Annotated in this window: 3 protein-coding genes; all 3 read right to left on the reverse strand. The window is 46.3% G+C overall.

The genetic code is table 11. The annotated features are described in order from the left end of the window. Positions 1-292: 292 nt before the first annotated feature. The gene (locus ACFTOW_RS13960) at positions 293-1,078 is read right to left on the reverse strand and encodes a hypothetical protein (RefSeq protein ID WP_379916734.1); all 786 of its coding nucleotides are present in this window, start codon (positions 1,076-1,078) and stop codon (positions 293-295) included. 67 nt (positions 1,079-1,145) lie between these two features. Further along, on the reverse strand, positions 1,146-3,887 hold the full coding sequence (locus ACFTOW_RS13965; RefSeq protein WP_379916736.1) for a glycosyltransferase: 2,742 nt from the start codon (positions 3,885-3,887) through the stop codon (positions 1,146-1,148). A gap of 69 nt (positions 3,888-3,956) precedes the next feature. Then, positions 3,957-5,123: a flagellin N-terminal helical domain-containing protein gene (locus tag ACFTOW_RS13970; RefSeq protein WP_379916738.1), complete on the reverse strand. Its 1,167-nt coding sequence runs from the start codon at positions 5,121-5,123 to the stop codon at positions 3,957-3,959. Between the last annotated feature and the right edge of the window lie 346 nt (positions 5,124-5,469).

Consider the following 5,469-nt stretch of genomic DNA (forward strand, 5'->3'; position numbering starts at 1 on the left):
CGCCTCACGTCGTGACAACAACATCTGGTGCGACCCTGAACAGGCCAGTGCGCCTTAACCCACACAAATCGCGAAGGGACCTTGTAGGTGCTCGGAAACGCTGCCGATTATGCTGGGTGGCTAACTCAAGGATTCAGCCCAAACAAAAATAACCATTTTCTTATTAACCTTCAAATGCTATACGCATAAAACTTCTATTACGTTATACCTTGCTTCACTCTCGTCAGATACTACCAGGTCAGAAACACCTTAAATCTTTAAGTTTTTTCGAGGGTCAAACAGTCAGTATTCTTTAGTTCAAAACCCTCAGATCCACGTAGTTTCTTTTTGGCTTTACAAAAAAAATTTCAAATGGGTCAAGGTTCTTTCCAAAATAACCCCCTTTTACCAAAGGGCTTCCATTATAAGATGTAGGATTGAAATCGAGGCAAAGAGTTCGATAATCAATACCTGAATATTTCAACGCAAGACAATCCAAGTTCCAACCCGCCCCAAGCAAACGGAGCGAAAGCTCAATCTCGTAATTGGCAATAGTTGCATCCTTACTCCAAACCGATGGAGGTTGTTTATAAAATCCGCAATTTGTTAGGAAACCAAAGGCATCTTTGCGCAAAGCATAAGCATAAGTCTGCACATGTGGCGCCACACCACCCGGCGTCATACGTCCCGTCATCCAGAAGAGATGATCCGACGGCGGACGAAGGACGTTTATTGTAGACCCACAGATTCCAACATCCCCTTGGAGCCGATTAGTAAACGCGTCAATCCATGAACCTTTCACACTTGACGATATAAAGGGGCCACGGACCGAAGAATTTATAAAAACAAAATACTCGTAATGCGTTAGATCAACCTCATTTACTGCTTGTGCATAACCGCCAAAGTCGTAGTTGCGGTTAGCAGTTTCTATGTAACTGATGTTTCTTGCTGTGGGCAAATCGATACTACAGCCATCGGCAATAATAATAAAGAAATCAGCCTCCTGATTATGACCAACTTCTAGAAAATACGTAAGGTTGCGAATTGCCTCATCGTCCTCAAAATAGTGGTAAAAAACAACAGTTCTTGACTTAGTCATCTAACGACCTCGTATGATATTGGTCCATCCCAAACACTTTATCTAAGTGATATTTCTCGATCTTTGTCTATCGGCATGTTAAGACTTCTTCCCACATTGAACCAATACGATCAGCACCAAATTCATTGTGAGCTCTGTCTGCTCCAGCTGCAGCTATCTTAACCCAAACAGTTGGATCATCTAGAACCTGTAGAGCATTAATAACATCTCTAGGCGTTTCAAAAAGAAACCCAGTTTCTCCGTGCTGGATAACATTGGCATAAGTTTCTCGGTTTTCAGCAAGGGTTGGCAAACCATTAGCCATCAGCAAAACAGCTCTATTCGATGACTTCGCCATGGACCACTCGTCGCTTGCAAGCGTTATAAATCCAAAATCAAAACCACCAAGAACCTCTGGAAAAATATCTAGCTGCCATTTGATATCCGCTTCGGGATGATCTGAGATTGAAGTTATTTTAACCGAGGGAATTATTTCCAAAATAGAGTCCCTCAGGGAGGAGAAATACTCGAATTTATCAGATGTTCCAATCCAAACTCCATACCTAGTAGCTGGAGCATGTTTCCTGACAGGAAGTGAACGGCGAAAGTCTATCATATCAGGAATTACACTTATCTGTTCAAAATCAGTCTTCCTGTATTCGTTTGCTAGAAATTCACTAGGTACAATAACATGATCAATAAAATTTAAAAAATTATAATCTTGCCTTAAGTCACAATCCACAAATATGATTCTAATTCCCAATTTTTTAAATATCTCCATTAGGTGCTGGTGCGATTTGCCATTTGCTTTCTGAAACACAACTGTTTCACAAGTTCCCATTATTGCTGCCCAGGCTATTGGTGCAATTCGTTCATCAGGCATATCGACTTGATATCTACTCTCAGGTCTATGTAAAATTACAGCCCGGTATCGCCCTGACTTGTTCAGCCATTCAGAAATAAACTGGCCTTGCAATCTTGAAGAAGCTGCCAACATGCTGCCAAACAAAATAAAACCAACTTTTTTGAAATTTCGTTCAGAACCAAATACATTTTCAGAATTAGAAGATTTTTGGCTGACAAAATTTTGCACACAAGCAGTGATGTGTTTCAAAAACTCACAACTTTTAAACATGCCGTTCTTGGAAAGGCATTCCTCTAGCTCTGTAATTGAACGAAGTTCACAATTATAGCCATCTAGTTGGGAAGTAGGTTTGATAACTTCCGTTGTAAACGCTGTTACCTTATGGTGGCCGGCAAATTCTACAAACTCTGTTGAGAAACATTGCTCTTCCAACGACCCGAAAAGTACTTTGACAGGTGTGCCATTAGCTATGTCCATCGCACTTGAAAACAAGAATGTTACGCTTTTATTTAGTTTTACTACTTCAACAGCAAACCTATGTTTACTTATACTTTCCTTTATCCCAAATTTATTTATTTCGGGTGCGGGCCTGTGTAGAAACGAAGAGCTCTCGATAAGCCCATGCTTATGCACTCTTTTCACTGCATCAAAAAAGTCGCCGTCACCCGCGCGCTTTTCAACAAGAGGTTGGAACGCCTCCAAAAGGCGCTGCGTCGAAACTTCCATACGGTGCAATTTGTTCCCTTGCTGCAGAGCACGAACCATCAAATTGAGGTAGAACGGCTCATCATCCCAAACCCGCTCCAAGAAATGAACGAGTTCGTCCAAAAGCTCCGGTCTTGGCATGCTGTTATATGGTGCCTCATGACAAGACGGCGGTAGGTCGACAACAATACCACCTTCCCCTACCATTTCTGGGCTGCCACCATGATTGCTGACCATGGCTGGAATGCCATTCAGCATCGCCTCTGCGAGAACACGAGAGCCGCTTTCCCACCATTGGCTCAGACCAAGAACAATTCGGCTCTGCCCATACACTTCGCTGATATTGTCAGTGTTGGGAGTTACGATCACATTGCTTAGTTCGCTGCGTTCAACCCCCCAGACACTGCGCGTGACATTGCGAACAACTTCGGACCAAGACCCGCGTGACTCGACAACTTCAAAAACGATATCCGGGCGGCGTTCTTCCAATAGAACCGCAAGCATTGCGACAATGCCCGCCCCCTTTGCCCAGCTTGGGTTAATGAGGGTAGCATAATGCCGTTTGTGATCTGGCGCTATGACCTTTCCAAGATCAATAAATTTACCCACCGGCACTGGCTCAATCCCCTCTCGTGCCGCATACATCGCTGAAGTAGCGTGAGTGTCCGTAACTATGAGGTCAACATCACGGCACCATCGAGTACCTTTATAATTTGCGTTTACTAAGTAAGCAGCGCTAGGAATTCCACGCACCCTCGCCTCATGCGAAATCAAAAAATCAAGCGGCTGCCCACCGTAAAAAAAGACCACATCGGGCTTGAAATTGTTAAGTTCATTTACATAAGCTGAATACAGAAAGTCGTTCTCAGACAGTGACATTTCAGAGCGTTTTGTGCTCTGTGTTCTTACAAGTCTGTGCGATAGGTTTCCGTCTTTGACATCTACAAATTTTACATCAAGGCTCTTGGCATCTTGCCACTCCTGACCAAGACCCTTCGTGCCGTGAGGACTGTCAAAAATAGTTGCCCCAACAATTCTTACTTCATATCCACTTTTATGAAGCTGTTTCAAAATCTGCCTAATTGAAATCGACGCACCACTAGATGTATCAAGCAAACAAAAAGAGTTGGCCCAAAGGACCCTTGGCTTTCTCGAACTTGCATCCCGTACATTTGATTTCAAATTGACTGTCGCTTTAGAAATCTCCTTACTGACTGCACTCTTTGGTTTACTTTTTCGTTTCCTGTTCTTCCTAGTCATCGCAATAAACCTCAAGTAGCAGAATGTAAAAAAGCCCGGGACGCACCCGGGCTTTTTTTGTCTTGGAGCTTAACCCTGAAGCAAGCTCAGCACGTTCTGCTTAGACGCGTTGGCCTGTGCCAGCATCGCAGTTGAGGCCTGCTGAAGGATCTGCGATTTTGCCAACGAGGTGCTCTCTGCTGCAAAGTCCGCGTCTTCAATTCGACCCTTACCACCTTCGAGGTTAATAGCGACGTTGGTCAAGTTGCTGACCGTGTTGTCGAGACGGTTCGCGACAGCACCAAGATTGGCACGCTGTGTGTTAAGCTTTTCAATTGCAGCGTCTATTGCATTAATTGCTGTATCTCGAGAACTTGTGGTTGATGTACTGCCGATGTCTAGTCCACCACCAATTTTCAACGTCAAAACACCTGCTGCGGCGGAGACAGAAATGTCTCTTAACTCGTCCTTTTTGGCAATTTCCGCGGCGAATTGAGCTGCAACTCCAGCCTCATCATCAGTAAAGGAGTCGTTGTCAACAACTGTTATTTTAACTGTAGTTCCATTTATATCCGCAGTGAACGTAGCACCGGAAGCAAAAGCACCACTCGCCTCCGTGCTTGCAAATGTGATTGTTCCAGCGTCATCATCAATCGTCACGGAGCCGCTTGCGTCGCCTGAGAAGGTGTCATTCGTAAACGCAGGCGGCGTTCCAGCCCCAGATACCGCCAAGGCCTTAGACGACATTGCATCAATCTCAACCAAAATACGGTCGCCATCACCTGTGTTGCCGCCAATCTGGAAGTTAAATTGCGCGGTGCCCGCGCCAGCAGCGGCACCGTTAAGCAGACTCTGACCAGCCCAAGTTGTAACACTTGAAATTCGGTCAATTTCTTCCACCAGCTGATCCATTTCAGCCTGCAGGTTCGTACGATCCGTGCCGTCATTCGTGTCGTTCGAAGACTGAACGGCCAGTTCGCGCATGCGCTGCAGGATGTTTTCGATTTCCTTATGAGCGCCTTCAGCGGTGTTGATCAGCGCCTGTCCATCCTGTGCGTTGCGGATTGCTTGGTTGGTGCCGCGGATTTCCGACGAAAGACGCGAAGCGATGGCAACGCCAGCCGCGTCATCCTTCGCAGAGTTGATGCGCTTGCCTGTCGACAGGCGCTCCATCGAGGTTTCCATGTCCTTGTTGACGCTGGTCGCGGAAGCCGCGGCCATCAGGGCGCCGGTATTTGTCGCAATTGCAAGTGCCATTACACTCTCCTGTTTCAAGTCTATATTGCGCGGTGCGAAGTGCCCGCGCCTCGAACCTCTGGGCGTATATGTGCTTGCCTTCGGTCTGAGTAAGGAAACGACGGACCGAGTCGGTGTTTTAGCAGGCCGATGAAATAGTCCCGGAGCCGGGATGCTATCCCTTCATGATAGCGATGTCTTTCGGCGCGGGCGACTGTTGCGCCGGGGTAGTTCTGTCTCGTCACACGGCCAGCAACCGTAAGCGGTCGCTGGCCCTCACCTTTTGCGGTCCCTTCGCGATTTGTGTGGGTTAAGGCGCACTGGCCTGTTCAGGGTCGCACCAGATGTTGTTGTCACGACGTGAGGC

The organism is Lacimonas salitolerans (genome assembly GCF_042677865.1).
Classification (GTDB): domain Bacteria; phylum Pseudomonadota; class Alphaproteobacteria; order Rhodobacterales; family Rhodobacteraceae; genus Lutimaribacter; species Lutimaribacter salitolerans.